The 25,735-nt window shown below is 43.8% G+C and carries 28 protein-coding genes; 26 read left to right on the forward strand and 2 right to left on the reverse strand.

What is annotated here, in order from left to right; genetic code table 11:
• Positions 1 to 191: 191 nt before the first annotated feature.
• Entirely contained in the window at positions 192 to 575 is a 384-nt protein-coding gene (locus SLH55_RS15090; RefSeq protein ID WP_219168632.1) for a rhodanese-like domain-containing protein, read from the reverse strand.
• A gap of 212 nt (positions 576 to 787) precedes the next feature.
• Between SLH55_RS15090 and SLH55_RS15095 the strand changes: the two genes are divergently transcribed.
• The 3 genes from SLH55_RS15095 to SLH55_RS15105 all read left to right on the forward strand — a co-directional run bounded on the left by SLH55_RS15095 (position 788) and on the right by SLH55_RS15105 (position 5,532).
• Entirely contained in the window at positions 788 to 1,624 is an 837-nt protein-coding gene (locus SLH55_RS15095) for a biotin/lipoate A/B protein ligase family protein (protein WP_320323869.1), read from the forward strand.
• A gap of 349 nt (positions 1,625 to 1,973) precedes the next feature.
• Positions 1,974 to 4,544, forward strand: a complete 2,571-nt coding sequence (locus SLH55_RS15100; RefSeq protein WP_320323870.1) for a vitamin B12-dependent ribonucleotide reductase — start codon at positions 1,974 to 1,976, stop codon at positions 4,542 to 4,544.
• A gap of 106 nt (positions 4,545 to 4,650) precedes the next feature.
• Positions 4,651 to 5,532, forward strand: a complete 882-nt coding sequence (locus SLH55_RS15105; protein ID WP_320323871.1) for a patatin-like phospholipase family protein — start codon at positions 4,651 to 4,653, stop codon at positions 5,530 to 5,532.
• Between the two features lie 16 nt (positions 5,533 to 5,548).
• Here SLH55_RS15105 and SLH55_RS15110 read toward each other — a convergent pair whose 3' ends face one another.
• Complete coding sequence (locus SLH55_RS15110; RefSeq protein WP_226673114.1) at positions 5,549 to 5,911, reverse strand: SA1362 family protein; 363 nt, start codon at positions 5,909 to 5,911, stop codon at positions 5,549 to 5,551.
• Positions 5,912 to 6,216: 305 nt separating this feature from the next.
• On the opposite strand from SLH55_RS15110, the gene SLH55_RS15115 reads away from it, so the two are divergent.
• From SLH55_RS15115 to SLH55_RS15225, 23 genes are all read left to right on the forward strand, one after another.
• Positions 6,217 to 6,786, forward strand: a complete 570-nt coding sequence (locus SLH55_RS15115) for a YqhR family membrane protein (protein ID WP_219168575.1) — start codon at positions 6,217 to 6,219, stop codon at positions 6,784 to 6,786.
• Between the two features lie 94 nt (positions 6,787 to 6,880).
• The gene (gene aroQ, locus SLH55_RS15120; RefSeq protein ID WP_219168574.1) at positions 6,881 to 7,339 is read left to right on the forward strand and encodes a type II 3-dehydroquinate dehydratase; all 459 of its coding nucleotides are present in this window, start codon (positions 6,881 to 6,883) and stop codon (positions 7,337 to 7,339) included.
• Positions 7,329 to 8,393, forward strand: a complete 1,065-nt coding sequence (locus tag SLH55_RS15125; RefSeq protein ID WP_320323872.1) for a Xaa-Pro peptidase family protein — start codon at positions 7,329 to 7,331, stop codon at positions 8,391 to 8,393. Before aroQ ends, SLH55_RS15125 begins: the two co-directional genes overlap by 11 nt.
• Positions 8,394 to 8,431: 38 nt before the next feature.
• Positions 8,432 to 8,989, forward strand: a complete 558-nt coding sequence (gene efp / locus SLH55_RS15130) for an elongation factor P (protein ID WP_098354363.1) — start codon at positions 8,432 to 8,434, stop codon at positions 8,987 to 8,989.
• Positions 8,990 to 9,228: 239 nt separating this feature from the next.
• Positions 9,229 to 10,152, forward strand: a complete 924-nt coding sequence (spoIIIAA, locus tag SLH55_RS15135) for a stage III sporulation protein AA (RefSeq protein ID WP_219168572.1) — start codon at positions 9,229 to 9,231, stop codon at positions 10,150 to 10,152.
• Complete coding sequence (gene spoIIIAB, locus SLH55_RS15140) at positions 10,153 to 10,668, forward strand: stage III sporulation protein SpoIIIAB (RefSeq protein ID WP_219168571.1); 516 nt, start codon at positions 10,153 to 10,155, stop codon at positions 10,666 to 10,668.
• A gap of 54 nt (positions 10,669 to 10,722) precedes the next feature.
• Positions 10,723 to 10,929, forward strand: coding sequence for a stage III sporulation protein AC (gene spoIIIAC, locus SLH55_RS15145; RefSeq protein ID WP_034758004.1), 207 nt, complete (start codon positions 10,723 to 10,725; stop codon positions 10,927 to 10,929).
• A 14-nt stretch (positions 10,930 to 10,943) separates the two neighbouring features.
• Entirely contained in the window at positions 10,944 to 11,336 is a 393-nt protein-coding gene (spoIIIAD, locus tag SLH55_RS15150; RefSeq protein WP_206850505.1) for a stage III sporulation protein AD, read from the forward strand.
• A gap of 23 nt (positions 11,337 to 11,359) precedes the next feature.
• Entirely contained in the window at positions 11,360 to 12,559 is a 1,200-nt protein-coding gene (gene spoIIIAE / locus SLH55_RS15155; protein WP_320323873.1) for a stage III sporulation protein AE, read from the forward strand.
• A gap of 13 nt (positions 12,560 to 12,572) precedes the next feature.
• On the forward strand, positions 12,573 to 13,202 hold the full coding sequence (gene spoIIIAF / locus SLH55_RS15160) for a stage III sporulation protein AF (protein ID WP_219168569.1): 630 nt from the start codon (positions 12,573 to 12,575) through the stop codon (positions 13,200 to 13,202).
• Positions 13,192 to 13,842 carry a stage III sporulation protein AG gene (spoIIIAG, locus tag SLH55_RS15165; protein WP_219168568.1) on the forward strand — a complete coding sequence of 217 codons (651 nt, stop codon included), beginning with the start codon at positions 13,192 to 13,194 and terminating at the stop codon, positions 13,840 to 13,842. Before spoIIIAF ends, spoIIIAG begins: the two co-directional genes overlap by 11 nt.
• A gap of 14 nt (positions 13,843 to 13,856) precedes the next feature.
• On the forward strand, positions 13,857 to 14,414 hold the full coding sequence (locus tag SLH55_RS15170) for a SpoIIIAH-like family protein (protein ID WP_320323874.1): 558 nt from the start codon (positions 13,857 to 13,859) through the stop codon (positions 14,412 to 14,414).
• Between the two features lie 270 nt (positions 14,415 to 14,684).
• A complete protein-coding gene (gene accB, locus SLH55_RS15175) occupies positions 14,685 to 15,188 on the forward strand; it encodes an acetyl-CoA carboxylase biotin carboxyl carrier protein (RefSeq protein ID WP_219168566.1) in 504 nt (167 codons plus the stop codon).
• 15 nt (positions 15,189 to 15,203) lie between these two features.
• Positions 15,204 to 16,556 carry an acetyl-CoA carboxylase biotin carboxylase subunit gene (accC, locus tag SLH55_RS15180; RefSeq protein WP_219168565.1) on the forward strand — a complete coding sequence of 451 codons (1,353 nt, stop codon included), beginning with the start codon at positions 15,204 to 15,206 and terminating at the stop codon, positions 16,554 to 16,556.
• A 23-nt stretch (positions 16,557 to 16,579) separates the two neighbouring features.
• Positions 16,580 to 16,990, forward strand: coding sequence for an Asp23/Gls24 family envelope stress response protein (locus SLH55_RS15185; protein ID WP_219168564.1), 411 nt, complete (start codon positions 16,580 to 16,582; stop codon positions 16,988 to 16,990).
• Positions 16,991 to 17,570: 580 nt separating this feature from the next.
• Positions 17,571 to 17,957, forward strand: a complete 387-nt coding sequence (gene nusB, locus SLH55_RS15190) for a transcription antitermination factor NusB (RefSeq protein ID WP_219168563.1) — start codon at positions 17,571 to 17,573, stop codon at positions 17,955 to 17,957.
• Between the two features lie 20 nt (positions 17,958 to 17,977).
• On the forward strand, positions 17,978 to 18,844 hold the full coding sequence (folD, locus tag SLH55_RS15195) for a bifunctional methylenetetrahydrofolate dehydrogenase/methenyltetrahydrofolate cyclohydrolase FolD (protein WP_320323875.1): 867 nt from the start codon (positions 17,978 to 17,980) through the stop codon (positions 18,842 to 18,844).
• A 116-nt stretch (positions 18,845 to 18,960) separates the two neighbouring features.
• Complete coding sequence (gene xseA / locus SLH55_RS15200) at positions 18,961 to 20,328, forward strand: exodeoxyribonuclease VII large subunit (RefSeq protein WP_320323876.1); 1,368 nt, start codon at positions 18,961 to 18,963, stop codon at positions 20,326 to 20,328.
• Entirely contained in the window at positions 20,315 to 20,548 is a 234-nt protein-coding gene (xseB, locus tag SLH55_RS15205; protein ID WP_061809680.1) for an exodeoxyribonuclease VII small subunit, read from the forward strand. Before xseA ends, xseB begins: the two co-directional genes overlap by 14 nt.
• Positions 20,549 to 20,550: 2 nt before the next feature.
• The gene (locus SLH55_RS15210; protein ID WP_320323877.1) at positions 20,551 to 21,441 is read left to right on the forward strand and encodes a polyprenyl synthetase family protein; all 891 of its coding nucleotides are present in this window, start codon (positions 20,551 to 20,553) and stop codon (positions 21,439 to 21,441) included.
• A 700-nt stretch (positions 21,442 to 22,141) separates the two neighbouring features.
• The gene (locus SLH55_RS15215; RefSeq protein ID WP_219168559.1) at positions 22,142 to 22,774 is read left to right on the forward strand and encodes a hypothetical protein; all 633 of its coding nucleotides are present in this window, start codon (positions 22,142 to 22,144) and stop codon (positions 22,772 to 22,774) included.
• 21 nt (positions 22,775 to 22,795) lie between these two features.
• A complete protein-coding gene (gene dxs, locus SLH55_RS15220) occupies positions 22,796 to 24,688 on the forward strand; it encodes a 1-deoxy-D-xylulose-5-phosphate synthase (protein ID WP_219168558.1) in 1,893 nt (630 codons plus the stop codon).
• A 2-nt stretch (positions 24,689 to 24,690) separates the two neighbouring features.
• Positions 24,691 to 25,524 (forward strand): TlyA family RNA methyltransferase, encoded by an 834-nt coding sequence (locus tag SLH55_RS15225; protein WP_219168630.1) that lies wholly within the window; start codon positions 24,691 to 24,693, stop codon positions 25,522 to 25,524.
• Positions 25,525 to 25,735 lie beyond the last annotated feature (211 nt).

A 25,735-nucleotide genomic window follows, 5' to 3' on the forward strand; every position in this document is an offset into this window, starting at 1 on the left:
TCCGGCATAAAATCCAGCCGGTTTGGTGGATTATCCGGCGGAATTGAGAAGGAATCCAACCGATTCTACCTTCAATCCGGTCATCTTTATCAAAAATCCAGCCGTCATCCATTTAATTCCATTCAATCATCTGATGATGAACAAAACCCCATCCCACTAAAAAAGGACCACCCCAGGGCGATCCTTCTACATTATTTTTTATGTTTTACTTTACCTGTCCACTTTTTAAAGCCGCCTTGCAAGTGGTGAAGGTCGCGGTATCCTTTGCGGTGCAGCATTTGAGCTGCTCTCCCGCTGCGAAGTCCGCTTTGGCAGTAAAGGTAAACGGGTTGATCCGAACGGATTTCCTTTTGTCTCATTTTGATCTGTGACAATGGAATATTCCGTGCACCCAGTACGTGACCATTTTCAAATTCATTCGCTTCACGAACATCTATCAATTGAGCCTTGCGATATCCTGCTCGAAATTCCTCTTCACTCAGTGTATTCACGATTCTCTTTTGATAGAAGAACGTAAAAAGTGAATAGATGATAATTCCACCCAGTACGACTAAAAGAATATATAATCCTTCCATCATTCATGCTCCTTTCTACAAATGCGCTATCTTCTATTATATTCATCATTCAAGTGATAATCAAAACATATTTTTCATTTTGAAGCAAAGACTTTCCAATCTGTTTTTCTTTGTTTTTTGGTGTGGATTTGATAGACTAGTAACGGACTTGAATCAAGAAACAATCGTACATAACAAAATCTTAACGCAAAGACGTAAATGAGGTATGTTACATGAAAAAGGAAACATGGAGATTCATTGACTCGGGAAATTGCTCCCCTTCTTATAATATGGCCCTTGATGAGGCACTGCTTGAATGGCACAGTGAAGGGAAGATACCTCCGACGATCCGGTTTTACGGCTGGGATCCAGCTACACTATCGGTCGGTTACTTTCAGAAGGTAGAGAAAGAAATCAATCTTGATGCCGTGAAGGAACATGGACTCGGATTTGTTAGAAGGCCGACGGGGGGGCGTGGAGTTCTACATGAACATGAATTGACGTATAGCGTCATCGTTTCAGAAGAACACCCGGAGATGCCTAAAACCGTCACAGAAGCATACCGTGTCATTTCTGAAGGGATTCTTAAGGGGTTCCAGGGTCTCGGGCTCGAAGCTTACTTTGCAGTTCCTAAAACGGCAGAGGAACGGGAAGGATTGAAAAACCCGCGATCTTCCGTATGCTTCGACGCACCAAGCTGGTATGAGCTGGTGGTAGAGGGAAGGAAAGTGGCAGGAAGTGCTCAGACCCGTCAAAAAGGAGTCATCCTTCAGCACGGTTCTATTCTCTTGGATCTTGATGAAGATAAATTGTTCAGTCTGTTTAACTATCCATCTGACAGAGTAAAAGAGCGAATGCAGCGTGCCTTCAAAAACAAGGCGGTTGCCATGAACGAAATCAGTTCTGAAACGATAATGATGGACATGGCCAAAGACGCATTCAAAAAAGGCTTTGAAGAGGGATTGAACATTCATCTTGAGCCATATGAACTTTCTGAAGAAGAAACACAATATGTAGTGGACCTCGCGAAATCCAGATACGAATCAGATGAATGGAATTTTAAACGGTAAAAATTTTTTTGTAGATAAAAAGCGATCCTTGTCGCTTTTTTCCTATTTTAGCAACTATTGCAGGGCTTCGATTTATATCAAGTCTTGAATTAATAGAATTGACTCATGGATTATATTGTTTTCTATTATTTACTCCTGTTTTCTATTTTTATTGGCTTATTATCCGTTTGACAAACAAATGACCTATTGACCTGAAACACAATATATGGTGTGTCGAATAATTTTTCGTACACAATATGTTGTGTTTATTTATTGCTTTTCCAGAATGGCTGTGATATCTTAATATTTGATATTAGTCATCAGCGAAATAACATAAACTGAAACATTTGAGATAGAAGGAGTTGTCTTTATGACTGTTGCGTCGAAAAATACGATGAATTTAAACACCGAAAGATTAAACAAGGATATTGGATTGTTTCCTCAAGTACATCCCATCACCCCTGATATGAAAACAACACACAAAGGTGTATCCCGTCTGGTCATGATCGATCGTTATTCGTTCAAGGACACAGAAAAAATCACCCTGTCTGAAGGTGACTTTGTCGTTCTTACCATCAAGGAAGATCCTAAATTTCCTGCAAGGGGATTAGGGTATATCACGAGTATCGATTGGGAAACGAAAAAAGCATCTGTCTGGATTGAAGATGAATACAGAAGCGCCATCGACAAGCCGGAGGAAATGGAAACGGGGATCGTCTCAAGAACACTGGATGTCATTGAGAAACCACTGGAAGTCTACTATGAACAAATTGCGAAGCGTAACGCAACAGGCTTGGCAGAAGTGGAAGAAACTCCTGAAAAGAGACAAGTTTGGTTTGAAAAATTTTATCATGAATTAGTAAATCTGCATTTTGTTCCAGCAGGGCGTGTGCTTTACGGAGCAGGGGCAGGAACGGATGTAACGTACTTCAACTGTTATGTAATGCCCTTCGTCCAGGATTCCCGTGAAGGCATTTCAGAACACCGCAAGCAGGTGATGGAAATCATGAGCCGCGGCGGAGGAGTCGGAACGAACGGATCGACGCTACGTCCACGCAATACCTTGGCAAAAGGTGTGAACGGTAAATCATCCGGTTCCGTTTCATGGCTGGATGATATTGCGAAGTTGACTCACTTGGTTGAGCAGGGCGGTTCACGACGTGGGGCTCAAATGATCATGCTTTCCGATTGGCATCCCGATATCATTGAATTCATCATTTCCAAAATGCAAAACCCGCGTATCCTGCGCTATCTTCTTGAGAACACAGAAGATGAAACCATCAAAAAGGCTGCTCAGGAAAAGTTGAAGTTCACTCCGCTGACAGAACAAGAGGAAGCGATGTACCAAGGGATTTTGAACTACAGACAAATCCCGGGCTACGGTGGATTTGATGCAAAGATCCTTAAAAATGCAGAAGAAAAACTCCGTACAGGAGGAACATACAGCGTCCATAATCCAGAATTTCTTACAGGTGCGAATATCTCTGTGTGCCTGACGAGCGACTTTATGGAAGCGGTGGAAAACGACCGCGAATATGAGCTGCGCTTCCCTGATGTGGAGAGCTATAATGAAGAGCAAATGAAATACTATAATGAAGAATGGCACAACGTCGGTGATGTCCGTGAGTGGGAAAAGCTCGGCTACAAAGTGCGCACGTACCGTAAGATCAAGGCAAAAGAGCTGTGGAACCTGATCAATGTGTGTGCAACTTACTCTGCTGAGCCTGGAATCTTCTTTATCGATAACGCCAATGATATGACAAATGCGAAAGCATACGGTCAAAAGGTAGTGGCCACGAACCCATGCGGCGAGCAGCCTCTAGCTCCATATTCCGTGTGTAACCTGGCTGCCGTCAACCTTGCACAGTTCGCGGATAAGGAGAACAAAACGGTTGATTTCGAGAAGTTGAAGCGTACGGTTGAAGTCGGTGTACGCATGCAGGACAATGTCATCGATGCGACGCCATACTTCCTTGATGAAAATAAGAAGCAGGCACTCGGTGAGAGACGGGTAGGCCTTGGCGTAATGGGTCTTGCAGACCTGTTGATCTATTGTGAAAAAGAATATGGATCCGAAGAAGGAAATAAGCTTGTGGACGAAGTTTTTGAAGTCATTGCCACAACGGCTTATCGTGCATCCGTTGAATTATCGAAGGAAAAAGGAAGCTTCCCATTCCTTACTGGAAGTACCGATGAAGAAACAAAGGCCTTAAGAAAAGCCTTTGTGGAAACAGGATTCATGAACAAAATGCCTGAGGATGTACGTGCCGACATCGAACAATACGGTATCAGGAATTCCCATCTGTTAACCGTCGCTCCAACAGGTTCTACAGGTACGATGGTAGGAGTTTCGACAGGTCTTGAACCGTACTTCTCCTTTACGTATTACAGAAGCGGGCGCCTCGGTAAATTCATTGAAGTGAAAGCGGATATTGTTGAGGATTACTTAAAGAGAAATCCCGATGCCGATGCTGATAATCTCCCGGAATGGTTCGTTTCTTCCATGAGCCTGGCACCTCAAGCTCATGCTGACGTGCAGTGTGTCATCCAGAATTGGATCGACAGCTCTATTTCGAAAACCGTCAATGCACCTCGTGGTTACACGGTTGAGCAAGTGGAAAAAGTGTATGAGCGTCTTTATAAAGGCGGCGCCAAGGGCGGGACCGTGTACGTCGACGGAAGCCGTGATTCACAGGTCCTTACCCTTAAAGCGGAAGAAAACAGCTTTGACGATGAAGAGGAACAAGTTCAACATGATATTCCAACATCCAAGAAGCCGATTGTATTGCTGGATACGATCCAGGACGTACGTTCAACGGACGTGACCATCGGTTCTGAAGTGGGGAATACATGCCCTGTCTGCCGTAAAGGGACGGTAAAAGATATGGGCGGGTGCAATACTTGTACCAACTGCGGCGCTCAGCTGAAGTGTGGACTATAATCAGGGAAAAGGGTAAGAGGGGACTGGTTCCCCTCTTATTTTTTTAGTCTAAATTCCTTCACGGTGAATTAAAGATGTAGTAATACACCTAAGAGGAGTGGAGCCTGTGGACATTGACGGCGTATTTTCTGGTGGAGGCATAAAAGGACTCGCCCTGATTGGAGCATATCAGGCTATAGAGGAAAAAGGGTACACATTCAAGAGACTGGCGGGTACAAGCGCAGGTGCCGTGATTGCCGCTTTTATTGCAGCCGGGTATTCAAGCCGTGAACTGCTCGATATCATGGACGATGTGGATTTCAAAAAGCTGTTGGACTCAAATGCGATCATTCCCCTTCCCATTCTCAAGTGGTTTCGTATCTACTATCGTTTAGGGCTATACAAAGGTGTGGCACTTGAAAACTGGCTGGAAGAAAAGCTGAAAGCGAGGGGGGTCTACACGTTTGCCGATCTACCTCCACATTCACTACGTGTCATAGCATCCGATTTATCAAATGGTCGGTTATTGGTCCTCCCGGATGACCTCGAAAAGTATGGGATCGCGAAAGAAACCTTCCCTGTTGCACGGGCGATCCGGATGAGCGCGAGTCTTCCTTATTTTTTTGAACCGGTGAAACTGCGTTCATTGGAAGGGGTCAGCTTTATGGTGGACGGAGGGGTACTCAGTAATTTCCCCATGTGGCTATTTGACAGAGAGAACGTGAAAAAGATTAGACCTGTTATCGGTGTCAAGCTGAGTCACGACATCATAGGCAAACCAAAAAAGCAAATCAAGAATGCCATTGATTTATACGGAGCGCTCTTTACTACCATGAAAGATGCCCATGATTCGAGGTATATATCCAGAAAGCTCGAAAAGAATATCATCTTTATCCCGACGGAGGGAGTCCTGACCACGGAGTTTGAACTCACTCCGGAAAGGAAAATAGAACTCATTCAATATGGTAAATCCAAGGCTGAAAGCTTTCTGCAAAAATGGCACTATTAAAAAAACAATCGAGCTCCTAAAAAGAGGCTCGATTGTTTTTTTTATTCTTTTTACCTTCAATTACAGTCAGTTTGGCATTGGATTTTTTTCGTATCGGGCGTTTTTTTGAAACATTGGATACTTGAGGCTTACTTGCAGTTTTCCTCTTATGCCGCTTCTTTGATTGTTTGGCTGCTTTAACAAACGCTCTCTGTTCATTGCTATTACCAGCCCCTCTGCCGCTGAACCACCTTCGATATATAAAATAGATGATTCCGATGACAGCTGCTGTCACGAGCAGTTTTCTTGCAAGTCCTAAAGGATTTCCGAACAGGGAAGTTCCAAGCCCGATCGTAGCCAATAATATGAGTGTGAAAACAAAGATATTACGAGCGTTCAACAAAGCCACCTCCTTACATGACTATCCATCATAAATGATATCTATACTATTATTCTAGACCATTTGTGTGTTCTTTAACCGTATTAATTGATTTTTTATCGTGTTATAAATGTACCATTCTCGCATCTTTATTCTGAAGTTTCGAAAGATACTATCTATTTTACTAAAAAATGAAGAAAAGCACTAGAGAGAGGTCTCCTCATTAAGTAATTCTGTGAAATACTGCCTGCCGTTTAAATGAAATATGCTCAATTATATGCAAATGTTTCATTCGATGGGACATACTACGAATGGAGGTGTTACAGATGGCAGAACAAAAAGGTCAACATGAAAAAGTCCAGGAGGGTACGGAAGAAAGTAAAGAAAACCCTCGTTTAGAGCAGAATCAGAGTGAAAAACCTCTTTCCTTCACGGCAATGGTCGTCGTCACTGGGTTTATCGGGGGAATGTTTTGGAGTTCGATTGCATACCTCTGCTATTTCTTTTCCTTTACGAAGATTGAACCGAATATAATATTCGAACCTTGGGCAGTGGGGAACTGGGTGGACAAATGGATCGGAGTCGTGTTATCCATCGTCGCCTACGGTGTCATCTCGATCGGTGTGGCCCTTATCTATTATGGAGTATTGAGGAAATTCAAGTCAATGTGGGTAGGTGCAGGGTATGGGATTGTGCTTTACCTGGCTTTTTTCCTGGTTCTTAATCCACTTTTCCCAAGTATAAAATCCTTTACCGCGATTGATTATCATACATTAATCACCACTCTTTGTATATATGTTCTATATGGGGTATTCATAGGTTACTCGATTTCTTATGAAGAAAATGAATTAAGACACCAGGATAATAAGGAAAAGTCCGGGGAAGTATCTCATTAAGAAATCCTATTTATCAGACAATTATGTAGGTATAGGTAAAAGGTTTATGTTAGAATGTTCATGATGAACATTCTTTTTTTTTAGGAGTTTACATATGGTTAAAATCTTACTGTTGAATGGCCCGAATTTAAATAGGTTAGGAAAGCGGGAACCTGAAATCTATGGTCATGTAACACTGATTCAACTTGAAGAGAAATTAAAGAAACAAGCAGAAAATGAAGGCTTTCAATTGATTGCCGCCCAATCGAATCATGAAGGGGATTTGATTGATATCATCCATAATTCAGAAGACGAAGCCTTTGGTGGAATCATACTGAATCCCGGTGCGTTTACCCACTACAGCTATGCCATAAGGGATGCTGTGGCAAGCGTATCTGTACCGGTCGTGGAAGTGCATATCTCAAATATTCATGCCCGTGAAGCGTTCAGGCACCAGTCAGTCATAGCAGCCGAAACGATTGGGCAGATTGTTGGTTTGGGACTGTTTGGATACGAATTAGCTCTACAAGCAATCATAAAGCACATTAAGGGAGTGGATTTGGATGAAAATTGAACGATTACGAGAGACCTTTTCACAAAATGAATTAGACGGTATTCTTTTAACAAGTACGTATAACCGACGCTATATGACGAACTTTACGGGTTCATCCGGTGTCGTATTGATCTCAAAAGAGAAAGCCCTGTTCATTACAGATTTCAGATACATAGAGCAAGCAACAGAACAGGCGGCTGATTATGAGATCGTTCAGCACACGGGACCGATTCATGAAGAAGTAGCGAAACAGGCTAAAAATCTGGGCATACAAAAGCTCGGTTTTGAAAAGAACGACATGACTTACAGTGCATACGAAAGCTACCGGGATGCAGTGGAAGCGGAAATGGTGCCTGTATCAGGCCTTGTGGAAAAGTTACGCTTGATTAAGACACCTGAAGAGCTTAATATAATTAAGGATGCGGCTGATATTGCCGATGCAGCATTTAAGCATATATTAGATTTTATCAAACCGGGTGTGACAGAGTTAGAAGTTTCCAACGAATTAGAATTCTTCATGAGAAAAGCAGGAGCGACGTCATCATCTTTTGATATCATCGTAGCCTCAGGTAATCGTTCTGCACTTCCTCATGGGGTTGCCAGTGATAAAGTTATTGAAAAAGGTGATTTTGTAACATTGGATTATGGTGCATACTATAAAGGATATTGCTCCGATATGACACGCACTTTATCTGTAGGTGAACCGAGCGAGAAATTGAAAGAGATTTACGATGTCGTCCTTCAATCTCAGCTTCTTGCAATGGAACAAATCAAGCCGGGCATGACAGGTAAAGAAGCGGATGCGATCGCAAGGGATTACATAACAGAAAAAGGTTATGGTGAGTACTTCGGACATTCATTAGGACATGGGATCGGTCTTGAAGTACACGAGGGACCGGGATTGTCCTCACGCTCTGATGTGGTTCTTGAGCCTGGAATGATTGTAACGGTTGAACCAGGTGTCTATGTACCGGGTGTTGGCGGCGTACGTATCGAGGATGATACACTCATTACGGAAGATTCGAATGAAACCCTGACACACTCAACAAAAGATCTAATCATTCTACCATTTTAGTCCTGAATAAGGCCTACTAGACAATAGGAGGAATAAACATGATTTCAGTAAATGATTTTCGTACAGGCTTAACGATTGAAGTCGACAACGGGATTTGGCGAGTAATCGATTTCCAACACGTTAAACCGGGTAAGGGAGCCGCGTTCGTCCGTTCTAAACTCCGTAACCTTCGCACAGGTGCCATCCAGGAAAAAACATTCCGTGCAGGTGAAAAAGTAGGGAAAGCGCAAATCGATAACCGCAAAATGCAGTACCTGTATGCAAATGGGGACATGCATGTATTTATGGATAATGAAAGCTATGATCAAATTGAGCTTCCTGCTACTTCCATCGAATATGAATTGAAGTATTTGAAAGAAAACATGGAAGTATCCATCATGATGTACGGAGGTGAAACCCTTGGGGTGGAGCTACCGAACTCAGTCGAACTGAAGGTGACGGAAACGGAACCAGGAATCAAAGGAGACACGGCTTCCGGTGGTTCAAAACCTGCTACTGTAGAAACGGGACTCGTGGTTAACGTACCATTCTTCGTCAACGAAGGGGATACATTAATCATCAATACTACGGATGGATCATACGTATCACGTGGATAAATGATCATAAAGCCTGAACGGGAATACTCCTGTTCAGGCTTTTTTTATGTTTATTTAGCTACATGCTTCTACTCTTCATCCATTTTACTCCATTCAAATCCACGTCAACCAGAAATCTTCCACCTCCACTGTCATAATCTTATTTCACTAGAATACATTGTATTATCGGGAAGCATGTACGAGGGAGCGTTCCCTTTTTCATTCATCCTGAAGTGGAACAAGATTAGGAGGTACTCCAAATGCAAGAAGTTCTAGCCTTACTACCCAGCACTATTTCTGAAAAAGTCCTGACTCTTCCACAAGAACTGATCGACCGGATAGAGGAAATAAGGATCCGAACCAACCGTGTTTTGGAAGTCACGGCACGAGGGAAACCCCATTTTCTCTCCTATGTCGTGACAGAGGATGATAGTGAACAGCTCATTAACAAATTATCGCGCCATTCATTTTATACATTGGAAGAAGAATTGAAAAGGGGCTATATCACGATTGAAGGCGGTCATCGTGTAGGTCTTGCCGGGAAAGTGATACTCGAAGGAGGTGTCGTAAAAGGGATTCGCAGCCTCTCTTCCTTTAATATCCGTATCGCCAGGGAGAAAATTGGTATTGCACAGTCCATTTTACCTTATGTTTACAACGAAGGCTGGAAGCATACGATGATGATCGGTTCACCCCAGACCGGAAAAACGACGCTCCTCAGGGATCTTGCCAGGATGATTTCCACGGGTATCCCAGAAAAAAATATCCCGCCTTATAAAGTGGGGATCGTCGATGAACGTTCGGAAATTGCCGGATGTGTGAATGGAATTCCACAGCTGATGTTTGGGCCGAGAGTGGACGTGCTGGATGCGTGTCCAAAGGCGGAAGGCATGATGATGCTGATTCGTTCCATGAGCCCCGATGTCCTGATTGTCGATGAAATCGGGCGGAAAGAAGATGGTCAAGCCATCCAGGAAGCCGTGAATGCCGGTATTACTCTGGTCATGACGACTCATGGAGCAACACTGAATGAAGTGAGAAAAAGACCGGTGATCAAGGACTTAGTGAGTCTCCAAACGATTGAGCGTTTCGTTGAACTAAGGAGAGGGGATGAACCCGGAATGGTTCATGAAGTGTGGGACCAACACGGTAAATCTCTTCTCAAAAAAGTGAGTGTGACATAAATGATCAAACTGATCGGTGCAGTTTTTATTCTCCTATCCACTTCCTGGGCAGGATTCGAAGCTTCGAAATATTTGACGGAACGTCCCCGCCAGCTTCGATTGCTGAAAGTGGCACTTCAGTCTTTGGAAGCAGAGATCACCTACAGTCATACCCCTTTGCATGAAGCAACCAGAAAGATTTCCAAGCAGCTGCAAAAGCCTGTTTCCTGGTTTTTTGAAACATTTTCTAAGAAATTGACCGAGCAGGAAATCTCCGTGAAGAAAGCATGGGAAGAGAGCCTCAATGATATTTGGAAATTAACGGCTTTCAAGTCAGGTGAATTCGAAATCCTCAAGCAATTCGGCGAAAATCTGGGCAGACACGATATGATGACTCAACAGAAACATATCCAGCTTGCTCTGAAGCATCTTGAAAGGGAAGAAACAGAAGCCGTAGAAAAACAGCGGAAATATGAAAAGATGACGAAGAGTTTAGGCTTTCTATCGGGATTGCTGCTGATCATCCTATTGCTTTGATTTGCCGCACCCGGACGGGGGATTTAGCATGTAGAAACCAGGAGGGAAATAACAATGGGAATTGACGTGGATATTATTTTCAAGATTGCAGGGGTAGGGATAGTGGTCGCCTTTTTACACACGATTCTGGACCAGGTGGGAAAAAAAGAATATGCCCAGTGGGTCACGTTGTTTGGATTCATCTATATTTTGTTCATGGTGGCCTCGATTGTGGATGATTTGTTCCAGAAGATTAAGTCGGTCTTCTTATATCAAGGATAGAGGGGGCGGCGGCGATTGAAATCATTCAAATTGTAGGTATTGCATTGGTTGCGACATTTCTTGCGTTAATTGTTAAAGAACAGAAACCGAATTTTGCTTTCCTGCTCATTGTATTTACAGGCTGTACGATTTTTCTTTTTCTGATTGACCAGATCTACTCGATCATCCATATGATTGAAAAACTTGCTGCCAACGCAAATGTGAACATGGTGTATGTGGAAACCATCTTAAAGATCATCGGCATCGCCTACATAGCGGAATTTGCTTCTCACATTACGAAAGATGCCGGGCAGGGGGCCCTTGCAGCAAAAGTGGAGCTTGCCGGAAAAATATTAATATTGGCAATGGCTGTTCCCATCCTTACAGTGATGATCGAAACAATTATCAATATGATACCGACTGGATAAGCGAAACGTTAAGAGGTGAAAAAATGTTGCAGCTATATCGGATTATCGTCATGGCACTCGTCTTATTTATGATAAGCACCTCAAGTGGACAAGCAGAAGAGGGGGAAGGGGAGAGCCCTCCCGATTCAACCATTCAGCAGGAAATGATCGATACTCAGCTGGACCGATTAGGAATTGAAGAACTAACAGGATACTGGAATGACATCGTGGATCAGTACGGCGGGTTTCTTCCTGAAAGTCAAAAAGGCAGTTTGATTGATTTCATGAAAGGAGAAAAAGAATTTTCATTCAAGGTGTGGTTCAGCGGCATCTTCAAATTTGCCTTTCAAGAGCTCGTGATGAATGGGAAATTGTTGGGGACCCTGATCATGCTCACGATTTTCAGTATGTTTCTTCAATCCCTTCAGAATTCTTTCGAAGGGGGGAGTGTCAGTAAGGTGGCGTACAGCATCATTTTCATGGTGTTGATCATCATCGCCCTGAACAGTTTTCATGTGGCGATCGATTACACCAGGGATGCTATCTCCACCATGGTTCATTTCATCATCGCCCTCATCCCCCTGCTGCTCGCCTTGATCGCCGCTTCAGGCGGAGTGGTTTCGGCAGCATTCTTTCACCCTGTGATTATATTTCTTATGAATACAAGCGGCTTACTCATTCAAAATATCGTGCTGCCGCTCCTATTCCTTTCCGCACTCCTGAGCATCGTAAGCACCCTTTCCGTTCACTATAAAGTGACACAGCTGGCTCAGCTTTTGAGGACCTGGAGTATCGGACTCCTGGGAGCATTCATGACGGTCTTTCTCGGTGTTATTTCCGTGCAGGGGGCCACTGCCGCCGTGACGGACGGCATTACGATCCGAACGGCGAAATTTGTGACAGGAAACTTTGTCCCTGTCATCGGAAGGATGTTCACAGATGCCACTGATACGGTAATCAGCGCGTCGGTCCTTCTTAAGAATACGGTAGGGATAGCGGGAGTCGCCATCGTACTGATCATTGCGGCCTTTCCTGCCATCAAGATCCTCATGATTGCATTTATATATAAACTTGCAGCTGCCCTTCTGCAACCCCTGGGTGGAGGGCCGGTCATAGAATGTCTCGATACAATCGCGAAGAGTGTAATCTATGTATTTGCAGCCCTGGCCATCGTGTCATTCATGTTTTTCTTAAGTCTTACGGTCATTATTGCAGCAGGTAATATCACGATGATGATGCGTTAAGGAGGAAGAAGTTTTGTCATTTCTAACCGATTGGATTACGAATATCATTATCTTTGTCCTATTAGCCACCGTCATCGACATGCTTCTTCCAAGCTCCAACATGCAAAAATATGCCAAAATCGTGACGGGCTTACTACTGATCACCATCATCCTCACACCGCTGTTCAAATTAATGTCCACCGATTTTGATGAAGTGATGAATTCAATCGATTTTAATGGAACTTCTCAGAATAATTCTGTAGAAAATGTAATAGAAATGAAGAAAAAAGAAATACAAGCCTCACAACATGCATATATTTTAGAACAGATGGCTGTCCAAATGAAACAACAAGCAGAAAAGGAGCTGATGGATGAACACGGTAAAGTTATTGAGAAAATAACCGTACAAGCAGATGATCTGGAAAATGTTCCTGATAGTATTTCAGAAGTATCAGTCCTAATGAAAGACAAAGAAAGTGAAACAGACAGCACAATTGAAACAGTCCAGAACGTTGAAATCGATACGGGGTCTGAAGCGAGAAAGAACACATCAGAAGAGGATACGTCCCGATTGGCCTCCTTACTTGCCGAACAATGGAATCTTACACCAGACAAAATAATCATTACCGTTGAAGGGGGGACTGGGGAAGGAAATGAACTTTAATAAAGGTCCGCTGAATCTATTGAAGGAATGGTTGTCAAAGGAAGATGCGAATTCTCCGCCCAAAGTTAAAAAAGGAAAAAGGTTGCATTATTTTCTCATCGTTCTGCTGGTTGGTGTCGCTTTCATGCTGATCAGTGATCTGTGGAGCAGTGATAGGGGCATCGAGGTCGCGAAGACCGTGGATGGAGGAACCCAGGATGTGGAGGCGTTCGGCTCCAGTCAAAAGGAATCGGATGGTTCGATGAGGGGGTACGAAGATCAATACGAAAATCAGTTGAAAGAAGCACTTGATCAAATCGTCGGGGTAAGCGATGTGTATGTGGTAGTCAATGTAGAAGCGACAGAATCGAAAGTGTATGAGAAGAATGAATCGACCAAGGTGCAATCCACTGATGAAGAAGATAAAGAAGGTGGGAAGCGGTCGATAGAAGATAAATCACAAGAAGAAGAAATCGTCATTGTCAATAACGGAGATAAGGAAGTTCCCATAGTGAAAGAAACGAAAAAGCCTAAAGTCAGCGGTGTCCTTGTAGTAGCAAAAGGTGCCGATAACATACAAATCAAAAAATGGATTATAGAGGCCGTAACCCGTTCGCTTAATGTTCCAAGCCACAGGGTGTCGGTCCTGCCCAAACAATAAGGGGGAAATGATAGATGTTACTTAAAAAACAAACAGTTTGGTTATTAACGATGTTGAGCCTTGTAATCGTACTCTCAGTTTATTACATTACGTCGCCCACGCAGCAGGCGACAGATATGGCCTATCAGGAAAAGGATGGAAAAGAGCAGGTGAAAGGTGGAGATAAAGAAACGATGTCAGGCACTGACATGGAAGTAGTGACCGACGCGGCAGGAAATGAAATGTTCGAAGCACTCCGTTTAGAAGTGACAGACCAGCGTGAACAGCTCCGTGAAGAACTTGAAGCAAAAGTAGCAAACGCAGATGTGTCTGCAGAAGAAAAGAGTGCAGCTTATGAGCAGATGGAAAATCTTCGAGAACTTGCAATGACAGAATCGGTCCTCGAAACCATGATTAAAACAATGGGATATGAGGATGCACTGGTAAGAGCGAACGGAGAAAACATCCGCATCACAGTGAAATCAGACAAGGAGCACTCTAAAGCAGATGCCAACGAAATCATCCGTCTGGTAATGAGTGAAGTGGGGCAAATGAAGCCAGTTGCTGTGGAATTCCAACCCACAACTGAATAAATGAAAATCCTTGCCGCCTAAAGGAGAACTTTAGGCGGCTTATTTCTGTTTGTACTCATCTCAAAATCCCTTTTTCGTACTTTTTTTTACAGGATTCATCAAAAATCCCTTTCTATTATTTTATTTTTTTTCGAAAAAGGTCTAGAATAGAAGGAGAGTTGTATGCGCTTTACAGGATGGTAGGAATCGCATATTGAATTTATACATGGTATTATCGTATGATATTAGTAGCTAGTCATAATTTTTTAAACTATAAGAGGGGTGTCAACAGTGTTGAAAATTCAAGAAATTCGCGAAATAATCAAACTCGTAGATCAGTCTAGTGTTGAAGAGTTTACATACGAGCATGATGGATCAAAGATCAATTTAAAGAAAAATAATGGAGTAACGGTATCTGCCCAGCCACAAGTGGTACAAGCGGTAGAAGAAGTGAAGCCTGCTGCACAGGCAGTCCAACAAGCGCCTGTACAGGAAGCACCAGCTCCTGCACAGCCAGTAAAAGAAGCTCCACAAGCAAATGTTGAGGATGAAAACTTACATAAAATCACTTCCCCGATGGTTGGTACGTTCTATCAATCTTCTTCACCTGAAGCAGGACCATATGTGAAAGTCGGAGATAAGGTAGATGAAAGCTCTGTCGTGTGTATCGTAGAAGCCATGAAATTATTTAATGAGATCGAAGCCGAAGCGAAAGGTGAAATCGTAGAAATCTTAGTAAAAGACGGTCAATTAGTTGAATATGGACAGCCATTATTCTTGGTTAAACCTGAATAAGGAGCGAAAACAGATATGATAAAAAAGGTATTAATCGCCAATAGAGGAGAAATTGCTGTACGAATCATTCGTGCATGCCGTGATTTAGGCATCGAAAGTGTAGCCGTTTATTCTGAAGCCGATAAAGAAGCGCTTCATGTCCAATTAGCGGACGAAGCGTACTGTATAGGACCCACTGCATCGAAAGACAGTTACCTTAATTTCACCAATATCATTAGCGTGGCAAAATTGACGGATTGTGATGCGATCCACCCGGGTTATGGATTTTTAGCGGAGAACTCTGATTTTGCCGACCTGTGCCGCGATTGCAATATCATCTTCATCGGACCATCACCCGAAGCGATCTCGAAGATGGGGACAAAAGATGTTGCCCGTGAAACGATGAGGGAAGCAGGCGTTCCGATCGTACCCGGTTCAAAAGGGATCGTTAAGGACGCAGAAGATGCGGTTAAACTTGCGGAATCAATGGGATATCCGGTTATCATCAAAGCCACTGCCGGTGGTGGAGGAAAAGGGATCCGTGTTGCAAAAAGTCAGGAAGAGCTTGTTAAAGGGGTGACGATTACCCAACAGGAAGCCATGACTGCATTCGGAAACCCGGGTGTCTATATCGAGAAATTTATTGAGGACTTCAGACACGTGGAAATTCAGGTCCTGGCAGATAATTTCGGAAATGTGATCCATCTTGGGGAGCGTGACTGCACCATTCAGCGCCGCCTTCAAAAGCTGATCGAAGAAACACCGTCACCTGCTTTAACAGAGGAAATCCGTGTTAAAATGGGGGAAGCAGCCGTAAAAGCAGCCAAAGCGGTTGATTATACAGGTGCAGGCACGGTAGAATTTATATATGATTACGTTAACCAAAGCTTCTACTTTATGGAAATGAATACCCGTATCCAGGTGGAGCATCCAGTAACCGAACAGGTTACCGGGGTCGATTTGATTAAAGAACAGATTTTGGTGGCGTCAGGAGAAAAACTTTCACTTACACAAGAGGAAGTAACGTTCACTGGCTGGGCCATTGAATGTCGTATTAATGCAGAGAATCCGGAGAAGAATTTCATGCCTTCAGCGGGACGGATTGAAATGTATCTTCCACCAGGTGGAATTGGCGTAAGAGTCGATTCCGCAGCATATCCTGGTTATATGATCCCTCCATATTACGATAGCATGATTGCCAAAGTCATTACCTATGGTGCGACTCGTGAAGAAGCCCTCTCAAGGATGAAACGTGCCCTGAGTGAATTTGTGGTTGAAGGAATACACACAACCATTCCGTTCCACCTTAAATTATTAGATCATGAAACCTTTGTTGGCGGAGAATTTAATACGAAGTTTTTAGAGAAATACGAAGTAATGAAATCCTAGTGTGAATTCAGGAGGTGCCTTACATGGCTGAAAATCAAAACCTTTTACAAATGTCTCACGGAAAAGACGGTCTCGGGAAGATTGAAATCGCACCTGAAGTGATTGAAGTGATCGCAGGTATCGCAGCGTCAGAGGTTGAAGGAGTATCTCAGATGCGCGGGAACTTCGCGACAGGTGTCGTAGAGCGTCTTGGTAAGAAAAACCACGGTAAAGGTGTCAAGGTTGAGCTTTCCGAAGAAGGAATCGTCGTAGATGTCTATTGCATCATGAAATTTGGTGTAGCAATCCCGACAGTTGCCCAGAAAATCCAGGACAACATCCGTCAAGCCCTGCTAAATATGACAGCTCTCGAAGCAGAAGAAGTAAATGTTCATATCGTAGGCGTACAATTTGAAAATCAAAAGTATGAAGCTGAAATTGAAGACGAAATGTAATAGGGAGGACGGTCCTTTAGGGGGACCGTTCTTTTTTTGTGCTGAGGTTTTGTGATCGGATAATTGGATATCATTGTAAAATGGCTGGATTATTGTGAAAATTGGCCGGATTATTATCTGGAACGGCTGAATTATTAAAAGTTTCGGCTGGAATTTTTTACGAAACGGCTGGATTTATTTGAATTTTGGCTGGATTTTTCTTATGTGGGTGCGCGATTATGCCTCCGCTTTTCATTGTCGAGCTCCGGGGCTTAGAGGCTCGAGGTCATATGTCAAACCAACCAAAAAGGCAAAGAACGCCTTTCCGGCTGGTTCGTCATATACTTGTCGCCTCTGGCAAAGCCCCTCCACCTTTCATTGTCGAGCTCCGCCTCCTTGTCCCTCGAGGTCATAAGCTAAATGGTCCATGAAGGCAAAGGACGCCTTCAAGGCCCATTCATCTTATGCATGTCGGGCCAGCCCAGTCGGCTCCGCTTTTCTTTCAGAATATTGATTTTTTTACATACGCGTGCGTATTGCCCTTAGTTTGTGCTATTATCAAAGGTATGAAAATTGATGGAGTAAAAGGAGTAAATATAAGATGAAAAGAAGAGTTGCCCGTGAAAAGGCTTTACAGGCGTTATTTCAAATAGATATGAGTGGGATTGAGCCAGAGGTTGCGTTAACGAATGTGTTGGAGGAAGAAGAGAAGATGGATGCCTATCTTCAACAGATCGTACTGGGATTCATTGAAAATCAGGAGCGAATCGATGGTCTTATTCGTGAAAACCTGGAGAAATGGTCTTTTGACCGGCTGGCGAAAGTTGATCGGAATATTTTGCGTTTAGGTGTATACGAGCTCCTGTTTGTAGAAGATGTACCGAATAAAGTCGTCATAAATGAAGCGGTCGAAATTGCAAAGATCTTTGGGGATGATCAGTCCAGTAAATTTATCAATGGTGTTCTTTCAAAGGTAAGTCAATCCTAACAATGTCAGGGGACGATTGAATGTCAGCTTCCATAATTGATGGTAAACTCATTGCAGATCATTACCGGGAACAATTAAAGGATCAGATTACACAGCTGAAACAACAAGATGTCACTCCGGGTTTGGCTGTTGTATTGGTTGGGGATAACCATGCCTCCCATTCATATGTGAGAATGAAAAGGAAGGCATGCAGCAACCTTGGGATTCATTCAGAGCTTTATCAATATGAATCCAACCTAACAGAGGAAGAGCTCCTAACAAAAATTGGGGAGTTAAACGAACAGGACCATATCCACGGGATTCTCGTGCAACTTCCCCTCCCGGAACACATTAATCCGATTACGGTGATCGAAACCATTTCCCCATCGAAGGATGTTGATGGATTCCATCCGGTTTCGATTGGCAAAATGGTAACGAACCAAGATACGTTTTATTCGTGCACGCCATTGGGAATCATGAAAATGCTTGAATATGAAAACATCCCCGTTGATGGTAAACACGTTGTCATATTAGGGAGAAGTAACATCGTTGGGAAACCGGCCGGTCATTTATTCCTGAACCGAAATGCGACAGTCACGTATTGCCATTCAAGGACCAAAGATATGTCTTCCTACACCAAACAGGCTGATATCATCGTATCAGCGGTGGGGAAAGCGAACTTGATCGGTGCAGAGGATATTAAACCTGGGGTCGTTGTCATTGATGTGGGAATGAATCGTGATGAAGAAGGCAAGCTATGTGGGGACGTGAATTTTGCAGAGGTGAAGGAAAAGGCCGGTAAAATTACACCGGTACCAGGTGGTGTCGGCCCAATGACGATCACAATGCTTCTATATAACACTGTGAAATCTGCCGAATGGGCCATTCAGAATCGCCAAAATGGTTAAAAAATAGTACACTGGAATTAACGAAAAGGAAAGGGACAGTCAAATTGCTGGTCCCTTTCCGTTTTCCTGCATAAAAAATCCACCAGATCATGAACGGAACAAAGGAGTCATTGAGCATGGAACTTGATCAATCTCGATATTTAACGGTACAAGCTCTGACAAAATACATAAAAAGAAAATTTGATAAAGATCCCCACCTCTCCAACCTGTTTGTACGGGGGGAAATATCCAACTTCAAAAGGCATTCAAGCGGTCATATGTATTTCACCTTGAAGGATGAAAAAGCCCGTATCCTGTCAGTGATGTTTTCAAGCAACAATCATTCCCTTAAATTCAGGCCGGAAAATGGGATGAATGTATTGATACGCGGGGATATCTCTGTATATGAATCAGGTGGGCAATATCAGATCTACGTGAAAGAAATGCAGCCTGATGGCATAGGTGAACTCTATTTAGCCTATGAACAGTTGAAGGAGAAGCTCGAGAAAGCCGGCTACTTTGATCAAATCCGCAAACGGATGATCCCCAAATTCCCTAAACGGATTGCTGTGGTCACCTCTCCGACTGGTGCTGCGATACGGGATATCATCACAACGATCAAACGGCGTTTTCCGATTGGTGAAATCCTCGTATTTCCTGCTTTGGTCCAAGGTGATCAGGCTGCAGCCTCGATTGCCGGGGCGATGAATATGGTGAACAGTGTAGGGGATATTGATGTGATGATCATCGGTCGTGGCGGAGGGTCAATAGAAGAATTGTGGGCATTTAACGAAGAAATTGTGGCAAAAGCCATCGTGGAGTCCGATGTTCCCGTCATTTCAGCTGTCGGACATGAAACGGATTTTACAATCGCAGACTTTGTAGCAGATCTTCGGGCTCCAACCCCGACGGCTGCCGGTGAACTTGCGGTACCCCATATTGATGACTTATTGGAAAGAATTATGAACCGTAAGTTACGCCTGATTAAGTCCTTTAAAACCAAGCTTCAAAGTGAAAGAAGCCGACTGAATGGATTGATGAAGTCTTACGCTTTAAGAAATCCCCGTAACCTCTATCAGCAAAAGGTTGAGACCGTCGACAGGCTGACGGATCAGCTTCAAAGGAATATCAGTCTCCATGTGAAACAGAACAGGGATCAATTAAGCGCCCTTCATTCCAGGCTGCAGCGAGTTCATCCATCACAACTCATCAAGATGCAGAATGAACGGATCATGTTTATGCAAACACGATTGGAGAAGCAATTTAAACAAGTGTTGAAGGAAAAGAATCTTCGTTTCAGTTCAGCTCTTTCTACCCTGCATGCCCTAAGTCCATTGAAGATCATGGACAGAGGATATAGTTTGGTTTACGGGGATGAAGGTACATTGATTAAATCATCTCGACAAATCAAAACAGGCGACCGCTTGGAGATCAATGTCAGAGATGGGAAAATACATTGCGAAGTGGAAACTGTTGAGGAGCGTGAGGAAAATGGCAAAGTCTAAAGAAGAGCTATCATTTGAAACAGCAATGGATCAGTTGGAAGAGATCGTGGAGAAATTGGAAGAAGGAGAAGTTCCTTTAGAAAAGGCACTGGAATTTTATCAAAAAGGGATGGACCTTTCGAAATACTGCCATGATACGCTGCAAAAAGCAGAAAATCAATTAACGAAAATGATGACAGATGAAGGGGAAAAATCCTTTGATCTTGATGAGGGGGAATAAATGTGAATTCTCCCATTACATTGAAAGAGTTTCAACAGGAGCATGGTGAATTGATTACCAATCATATGGTTGAAAACGTCGAGAGACTTTCCATGCCCCCTGTCTTAAAGGAGGCCATGGTTTATTCCCTGCAGGCAGGTGGGAAAAGAATTCGCCCCATCCTTCTGTTAGCTGCAATCAAAACCTTCAATCAGGACCCGATGCTGGGCTTGAATACTGCGGCAGCCCTTGAAATGATTCATACATATTCCCTTATCCATGACGATCTTCCTTCCATGGATGATGACGATTTAAGGAGAGGAAAGCCGACCAATCATAAAATGTTTGGGGAAGCAGCCGCGATTCTAGCCGGCGATGGTCTGCTTACATATAGCTTTCAGCTCATAGCAGAAGATCCTGCCTTAACAAGTGATAAGAAGGTGAAGCTTATAGCCCTTCTCGCACGGTGTGCCGGTCCCGAAGGCATGGTGGGGGGGCAAGTCGCCGACATCGAAGGTGAAATGAAGCAGCTTACAGCCAATGAGCTTGAGAACATTCACGTTCACAAGACGGGGAAGTTACTTACATTCAGTGTTATAGCCGGTGGGATCATCTCAGGGGCGTCAGATAATGAACTTGAGCTTCTTGAACGATTTGCTTTTCATATCGGTCTCGCCTTCCAAATTCAGGATGACATCCTTGATATTGAGGGATCAGAAGAAATGATTGGTAAACCGGTGGGGAGCGACGAATCGAAACATAAAAGTACTTACCCGAGTCTATTGACGATGAAAGGCGCGAAAGAGAAGCTTCAATCCCATTTGGACGAAGCGTTAATGTCCATTGATGAATTGCCGGTGGATTCCAGTCTGCTTACAGAAATTGCCCAATTGATTGTTTCAAGGAATCATTAAAACATTCTATGTTTGAGCAAAAGATTTAACATATGTTATAATACGGTTAGAATAAATTTTGGGGTGGTGCAGTATTCTAGTCAGTCCACCAATCCTGAAGGTGGGCCTAAAAATCCACTAAAGGGCACATCGATGAAGTTCCTGGAATTGGCTTGAGGCGCCCAGCTTTGGGTCATATCTGGGAGTAAGGCTTGAGGGCGATCCACAATGGCATGTGGGCGTTGACCCGCGAGCCGCGGAGGCTTTGTTTCTTATGCTGGCATTAAGCATATGCAATAAGAACAAAGTATGAACCTGCGATGTGATGATTCACTAGCAGCGTAGCCTGCCTTGAGTGAAGAGTGAGGGGATTATGGTTACAGGGTACACATCAGTTGGCCATTGATATGTGCTTTTTCGCCCATATGAAATCCTCTTTGCAAAAGAGGCTAAGGATTGCGTTAAGGACTGTTGAGGAAAACTCCTAGACTGTTCATATTCGGACATATAAAGAGGATTATAGTGCGGACTAAGTGGTAATCCAGTCTAGCTTGTGGTGACGCGGCTAAGTCGGGTTTAATGGGAAACCGCCGGTATGGCAACATCCGGTACCTGATTGGGAAAACCTACTGGACCTAAGCTGCAATTTTTACTCTTTATATGACCCCCCAATTACATAAAAACAAACTATTTACACAAGAAACGGTGTGTTTAAACGATAATGAATGAAACGATGAAAAACTCAATAAAGTGGAGTGTCAGCATTGCCGTTATCACATTTGTGTTAGCGGCTATTTTTTCAGTCACATCCAATATGGTTTTGAATGGTGTCGCATGGTTTACAGGGCTCATCGTCGTGTTGATCATCGTCTTCATCGGGATCTTTTTTGATATGTTGGGAATCGCAGCTACAGCGGCTGATGAAACACCCTTTCATGCCATGGCAGCCAAAAAGGTGTACGGTGCCAAATATTCAATTAAAATAGTACGTAACGCGGATCGGTTTGCAAGCTTCTGTAACGATGTGATCGGTGATATATCAGGGATCATAAGCGGGACGGCCTCGGCCATTGTCCTGATTCAGCTGGCTGTAACCTTCCGTCTTGAAGGGGGATCCTTGAAGGAATATATCGTAAGCGTAACCCTTACAAGCATCATCGCTTCTTTGACGGTCGGAGGTAAAGCACTTGGAAAAACGTTTGCTATCACCTATTCTAAGGATATAATATTTAGAGTTGGTAAAGTTCTACAATTCCTTGAAGATCGATTCAAAATCGTGTTAATCAAAGATAAAAAAGACAAAAAAGATAAAAACAAGAAAAAAGGGTATAAGCGTGAGAAACAAAATATTTAGTGATGAAAGTGAGTGGACCCCATGGATTTATTATCAATAAAGGAGCCTTCTTTTCTGAAAAGCATGTCAAATGAACAATTGGAAGAGCTCAGCCAGGAGATTCGCCAATTCTTAATCAAGAATCTATCCAAGACTGGCGGTCATATTGGTCCAAACTTAGGGGTGGTCGAATTAACTGTTGCCCTCCATAAGCATTTTAACAGTCCGAAAGATAAAATCCTTTGGGATGTTGGTCACCAATCGTACGTTCACAAGATTTTAACAGGGAGAGCCTGTCAGTTTGACACTCTCCGCCAGTACAAAGGGTTATGCGGTTTTCCGAAACGTAATGAGAGTGAGCATGATGTATGGGAAACAGGTCACAGTTCTACGTCACTGTCTGCTGCAATGGGTATGGCGATCGCAAGGGACGTTAAGAAAGAAGATTCCTACATCATCCCTGTGATCGGGGACGGTGCCCTGACAGGGGGAATGGCACTCGAGGCTCTGAATCACATCGGTCATGAAAAGAAAGATATGATTGTTGTTCTGAATGACAATGAAATGTCCATCGCCCCGAATGTAGGGGCCCTTCACAATGTACTCGGACGCCTTCGCACAGCTGGCAAATACAACTGGGTGAAGGATGAAATGGAGTATATCCTTAAGCGCATCCCTGCTGTAGGGGGGAAACTTGCGAGTACTGCCGAGCGTGTGAAAGACAGCTTAAAGTATTTATTCGTATCTGGCATGTTCTTTGAAGAGCTGGGATTCACTTATCTTGGACCAATCGATGGTCATGATTATCAAGATCTTTCAGAAAACATCCAATATGCCAAGAAAACCAAAGGACCCGTCCTTTTACATGTGATCACGAAAAAAGGAAAAGGGTTTCATCCAGCAGAGTCCGACAAACAGGGGACTTGGCACGGCACTGGTCCGTATAAGATCGATACCGGGGATCTCATCAAGCCGGTGAATGCCCCTCCATCATGGAGCGGCCTTGTCAGTGAAACAGTTCGAAAGGTTGCCCGTGAGGATGAGCGGATTGTTGCCATCACCCCGGCTATGCCTGTAGGTTCAAAACTGCTCGGGTTTGCGGAGGAATTCCCTGACCGGATGTTTGATGTAGGAATTGCCGAGCAGCACGCTACAACGGTTGCTGCTGGCCTTGCAACTCAGGATATGAAGCCGTTTTTAGCAATATATTCTACCTTTTTGCAAAGAGCATATGATCAGGTGGTTCATGATATCTGCCGCCAGAATTTAAATGTTTTCATTGGAATTGACCGTGCCGGCTTAGTGGGAGCGGATGGTGAAACGCATCAGGGTGTATTTGATATCGCGTTTTTAAGACATTTGCCTAATATGGTGATCATGATGCCGAAGGATGAGAATGAGGGACAACACCTTGTCAGTACGGCACTTCAATATGATGACGGTCCTATCGCTCTGCGCTACCCTCGTGGAAACGGGTATGGGGTACCGATGGATTCAGAGTTGAAGCCGATTCCTATTGGGTCGTGGGAAGTATTGAAACACGGAACGGATGCAGCGATCCTGACCTTTGGGACAACGATACCGATGGCCATGGAAGCGGCGGCCGATCTTGAAAAACAAGGGCTTTCAGTCCGGGTGGTGAACGCGCGTTTCATCAAACCGATGGACGAAGCCATGCTGAAGAGTATCCTGGAAGAAGAAATGCCAGTGCTGACGATTGAAGAGGCTGTGCTTCAAGGTGGATTCGGGAGCGGCGTTCTCGAGTTTGCACAGGAACATGGCTTCCATGAGGCAGTGATCGACCGTATCGGAATCCCGGATTACTTCATAGAGCATGGAAGCGTGAAGGAATTATTGAACGAAATCGGTATGACGAAAGAAAATGTTGTGGATCGGATACTGACGATTACACCAAAAAAACAAAAAAGGGCTTAATGATGAAAGTAAAAAAACAACGTGTAGACGTACTTCTAGTAGAACGAGGATTAATTGAAACAAGAGAAAAAGCGAAACGGGCCGTCATGGCTGGACTAGTTTATTCCAATGAAATGAGACTGGACAAGCCGGGTGAAAAAGTCAGTGAGGACATCCCTCTGACGATGAAGGGGAAAGTAATCCCTTATGTGAGCCGTGGGGGGTTGAAGCTCGAGAAAGCCTTGCAGGTCTTCGATGTGGATGTAGACGGTAAAGTGATGATAGATATCGGTGCTTCCACAGGTGGATTTACGGATTGTGCCCTTCAAAACGGTGCCAAAATGTCCTATGCCCTCGATGTAGGATACAATCAATTAGCCTGGAAACTGAGACAGGATGAACGGGTCGTCGTGATGGAAAGGACCAACTTCCGCTACGTCACCCCGGCTGATCTCGATGGGGAAATGCCAAGCTTTGCATCCATTGATGTATCCTTCATTTCCCTTTCCTTGATACTGCCTGTTCTGAAAACATTGCTAGTGCCTGGTGGGGATTGTGTCGCCTTAATCAAGCCGCAGTTTGAAGCAGGGAAGGACCAGGTTGGGAAAAAAGGAATCGTAAGAGATCCAGTTGTGCACAAGATGGTCATCGAGAAAATCATGACGCTGGCAATCAAAGAAGGCTATCAAATCGCCGGCTTGTCTTACTCTCCTATTACTGGTGGAGACGGTAATATCGAGTTTCTCATTCACTTGAAATGGTCAGGTGCTGAAGGTGAAGGACAGTCGCTTCTAGACATCACCCCGGATGAAGTCATCGAGGATGCTCATAGTCAATTAAAAGCAAAATCGGAATAAGGATCATGCCGCTCTTCTTCGGAGGGCGGCTTTTTTTTCGTTTTTATTATCATTGGGCTGGTCTTGAAAATAAAACTCTAAAATTTATTATAATCGGTTCACTTTTGAGAATAGAGCAGCTGCTCAGTTCAAGAGCCAACCGCCTCTGCTTTTCGATTGTCCAGCTCCGGCGGCTAGGGGCTCGAGGTCATAAGTCAAGCAACCCAAAAAG

Source organism: Rossellomorea sp. YZS02, from assembly GCF_033963925.1.
Classification (GTDB): Bacteria; Bacillota; Bacilli; order Bacillales; family Bacillaceae_B; genus Rossellomorea.

Excerpts from the sequence above, each read along its gene's own strand:
- SLH55_RS15090 (WP_219168632.1), bottom strand. The coding sequence starts at position 575 with ATGGAAGGATTATATATTCTTTTAGTCGTACTGGGTGGAATTATCATC.
- SLH55_RS15095 (WP_320323869.1), top strand. The coding sequence starts at position 788 with ATGAAAAAGGAAACATGGAGATTCATTGACTCGGGAAATTGCTCCCCT.
- SLH55_RS15100 (WP_320323870.1), top strand. The coding sequence starts at position 1,974 with ATGACTGTTGCGTCGAAAAATACGATGAATTTAAACACCGAAAGATTA.
- SLH55_RS15115 (WP_219168575.1), top strand. The coding sequence starts at position 6,217 with ATGGCAGAACAAAAAGGTCAACATGAAAAAGTCCAGGAGGGTACGGAA.
- aroQ (WP_219168574.1), top strand. The coding sequence starts at position 6,881 with ATGGTTAAAATCTTACTGTTGAATGGCCCGAATTTAAATAGGTTAGGA.
- SLH55_RS15125 (WP_320323872.1), top strand. The coding sequence starts at position 7,329 with ATGAAAATTGAACGATTACGAGAGACCTTTTCACAAAATGAATTAGAC.
- efp (WP_098354363.1), top strand. The coding sequence starts at position 8,432 with ATGATTTCAGTAAATGATTTTCGTACAGGCTTAACGATTGAAGTCGAC.
- spoIIIAA (WP_219168572.1), top strand. The coding sequence starts at position 9,229 with ATGCAAGAAGTTCTAGCCTTACTACCCAGCACTATTTCTGAAAAAGTC.
- spoIIIAB (WP_219168571.1), top strand. The coding sequence starts at position 10,153 with ATGATCAAACTGATCGGTGCAGTTTTTATTCTCCTATCCACTTCCTGG.
- spoIIIAC (WP_034758004.1), top strand. The coding sequence starts at position 10,723 with ATGGGAATTGACGTGGATATTATTTTCAAGATTGCAGGGGTAGGGATA.
- spoIIIAE (WP_320323873.1), top strand. The coding sequence starts at position 11,360 with ATGTTGCAGCTATATCGGATTATCGTCATGGCACTCGTCTTATTTATG.
- spoIIIAG (WP_219168568.1), top strand. The coding sequence starts at position 13,192 with ATGAACTTTAATAAAGGTCCGCTGAATCTATTGAAGGAATGGTTGTCA.
- SLH55_RS15170 (WP_320323874.1), top strand. The coding sequence starts at position 13,857 with ATGTTACTTAAAAAACAAACAGTTTGGTTATTAACGATGTTGAGCCTT.
- accC (WP_219168565.1), top strand. The coding sequence starts at position 15,204 with ATGATAAAAAAGGTATTAATCGCCAATAGAGGAGAAATTGCTGTACGA.
- SLH55_RS15185 (WP_219168564.1), top strand. The coding sequence starts at position 16,580 with ATGGCTGAAAATCAAAACCTTTTACAAATGTCTCACGGAAAAGACGGT.
- nusB (WP_219168563.1), top strand. The coding sequence starts at position 17,571 with ATGAAAAGAAGAGTTGCCCGTGAAAAGGCTTTACAGGCGTTATTTCAA.
- folD (WP_320323875.1), top strand. The coding sequence starts at position 17,978 with ATGTCAGCTTCCATAATTGATGGTAAACTCATTGCAGATCATTACCGG.
- xseA (WP_320323876.1), top strand. The coding sequence starts at position 18,961 with ATGGAACTTGATCAATCTCGATATTTAACGGTACAAGCTCTGACAAAA.
- xseB (WP_061809680.1), top strand. The coding sequence starts at position 20,315 with ATGGCAAAGTCTAAAGAAGAGCTATCATTTGAAACAGCAATGGATCAG.
- SLH55_RS15215 (WP_219168559.1), top strand. The coding sequence starts at position 22,142 with ATGAATGAAACGATGAAAAACTCAATAAAGTGGAGTGTCAGCATTGCC.
- dxs (WP_219168558.1), top strand. The coding sequence starts at position 22,796 with ATGGATTTATTATCAATAAAGGAGCCTTCTTTTCTGAAAAGCATGTCA.
- SLH55_RS15225 (WP_219168630.1), top strand. The coding sequence starts at position 24,691 with ATGAAAGTAAAAAAACAACGTGTAGACGTACTTCTAGTAGAACGAGGA.